This is a genomic window from Pseudoalteromonas sp. SR43-5 (genome assembly GCF_014163835.1).
In the GTDB taxonomy this organism is placed as follows: Bacteria; Pseudomonadota; Gammaproteobacteria; order Enterobacterales; family Alteromonadaceae; genus Pseudoalteromonas; species Pseudoalteromonas distincta.
In genome coordinates this window covers 1-2,305 of sequence record NZ_JACJEA010000065.1, presented here as the reverse complement: position 1 = coordinate 2,305, position 2,305 = coordinate 1, and the positions used below count along the sequence as shown (strand labels likewise).

The 2,305-nt window shown below is 35.5% G+C and carries 2 protein-coding genes; both read left to right on the top strand.

Translation table 11 applies throughout. The features are described 5' to 3' along the window. On the top strand, positions 1–1,077 hold a 1,077-nt coding region (locus tag H5090_RS20450), incomplete at its 5' end, for a hypothetical protein (protein ID WP_182696616.1). Next, entirely contained in the window at positions 1,070–2,137 is a 1,068-nt protein-coding gene (locus tag H5090_RS20445) for a hypothetical protein (protein ID WP_182696615.1), read from the top strand. The genes H5090_RS20450 and H5090_RS20445, both read left to right, overlap by 8 nt. The last annotated feature ends 168 nt before the right edge of the window (positions 2,138–2,305 follow it).

The following is a 2,305-nucleotide window of genomic DNA, read 5'->3' as shown; positions in this document are numbered from 1 at the left end:
AAAGTATATGATAATCCTGACTTTAAGCTAGGTGCTGTTGATACAGTCAAGCTAAAAGGCGTGAGAGTTTTAGAGCATAACTTACCAATGGTGATGCTAGCGTTTGAAATGTTTAATGCTAATGAGATGATTAAGAAGTTTAAGGCAGGGGGCAATGTAGATGCTAAGCTGGTAGTCGAATCGCTAAATATTGTCTACAGCTTAGCAACACTATCAGTTGAAACTGCATCCTTTAGATTTCAGCAAGTAGCTAAGTTTTTACAGAAAGGTTTTATTTATAGAGGTAGATTTATTCTGGCTACTAAAATAGTTGGGGCGATAGGTATTATATTAACTTCAATTATTACAGCATTAGATGTTTATAAGTCTGTACAAAAAAATGATATGGATGCAGCTTTTTTTCATGCCTTAAGTGGAGCTGTCGCTGTAGCTGGTTTTATATATCTTGGTGCGGCATTGTTTACTACTCCTTTAGGGTGGGCAATAATCGCAGTCGGATTTATCATTGCAATTATTGCTATTTTAGTCACCGATAATGAATTAGAAACTTGGACTAAAAATGGCCCATTTGCAAAAGATGCAGATGACCGTTGCACTGGTAGTTATAAAAAATGGCACACGCAACCAAAAGAGTGTTATGCCGCATTAGTAGGCGCACTAATGAAACCAAGCGTTACGCTTGGGGTTAAACGATTAACCAGTACCCACTGTCAATTAACCATTGATATAGACGCACCAAACTTTGCGTTAGGGCAATCAGAGGTCTTTGTTCAAGTTTACCAGATTGAAGATGAGGGCATTTTACATTTTGAGCAAGAATTTCGACACGACCATAAAAATTGGCAAATAATCCAAAAAGAAAATACTGAATCAGGCGTTATAAGTGGGTTTCAATACATTGTTCCGATTTTATCAATGTGGCCATTAAACTTTGATGTTGATTGGCAAGTAAAAGTGCAATATAGCTTAGACAAGCATGTGACTTTGCCTTACGTTGATATAGATGAGCGTGATGAATGGGGTAAAGGTGAGCAACCAGACAAAGCATGGATAATAAAGGAAATAGAATATGCTTGAGCAATATGCTGACACGGCCTACAGAGGTAAGCAAGATACAAAATTTAGAAATGAAATAGTGACTGATGAACGTGACTCTACGTATTGCCGTTACCAAAGTAAGCAAGCTATTTACCCTAGGAAGGATCTAATCGGGTACTGCTTTGATAACAGTCAGAAAAGTTATTATAAAGGGAATATTAATGGTCAAACGGACTATGATCGTTCAATTTTAACTAAAGGAAAGAATAAGTTGACGTTGGCATTAATTTCAAATGCTACAAATATGATTGGTTTGATAAACTTTACTTGGGCTATGCTACATTTATTCTTTGTTTTTTTTATGTTTATCCTACCGTTATTTTCCCTTGCTTTGGGGGCATATGATCTTGCATTTGATTTCTTTATCATTCTTTCATGTTGCTGGGGAGTATCTAAGTTAATTAGCTTGCTAATTTGGCCATTTTTTCGTTTCAAATTTAATCTAGCCACAATTTTTAATCGGAAAACGGGTATGGTTGAAATACCGACTAAAGATGCAAAAAGTTTTGATACACTCCCTTTTGAAGAGTTCAATGCTCACTATAAGGTAGCCCATAATCCTAAAAGCGGTTTTGCTAACAGAGGCTTTACATTACTGCACTATAAGAAAAACATCCGTTATGAGCAAACTTATAGTAACCAAATAGCCTGCTCTTTTTTACATTGGGAATTACTACAAAGCTTTATGGATGCCACCCAACCTCTGGCTGACATCCCACAATTTGAATATTACCGAGAGTTTGATAAAACCACTGCTGAATTTGATAAAGTCAATGGTCGACCAAAGTACTTTTGGTATCGTGTTGATAAGTCATTTTTAAAAGAAATGTCTAAAGCGGATGATGAGTTGAGAAAAGAATTTAATGATGAAGAGCAGCTCAATAACTTATTGACGGGTAAACCTATTAAAAAGCTAACGCCACCGGATATATTTAAATTCCCATGGAAATATGCAGATAATATAAAAGCTGAAAGTGAAATTAAGTTTGGTAAAACGTTGTGGCAAAAATTTACTTCATTTTTAATGATTGATTTGTAGCTAATCAAAGAAATAAAAAGCAATAAACAAGACACCTAAAAAGCAATAAACAAGACACCCATCTTAATTTTGCAGTTTAGCAAACGTAGTACTAGGCTTTTGTCAGTATAAAAAACAAGCAGGGTGTCTTATGGCAATTGCAAGAAAGCGTCAAGTAAGTTTGGTTGA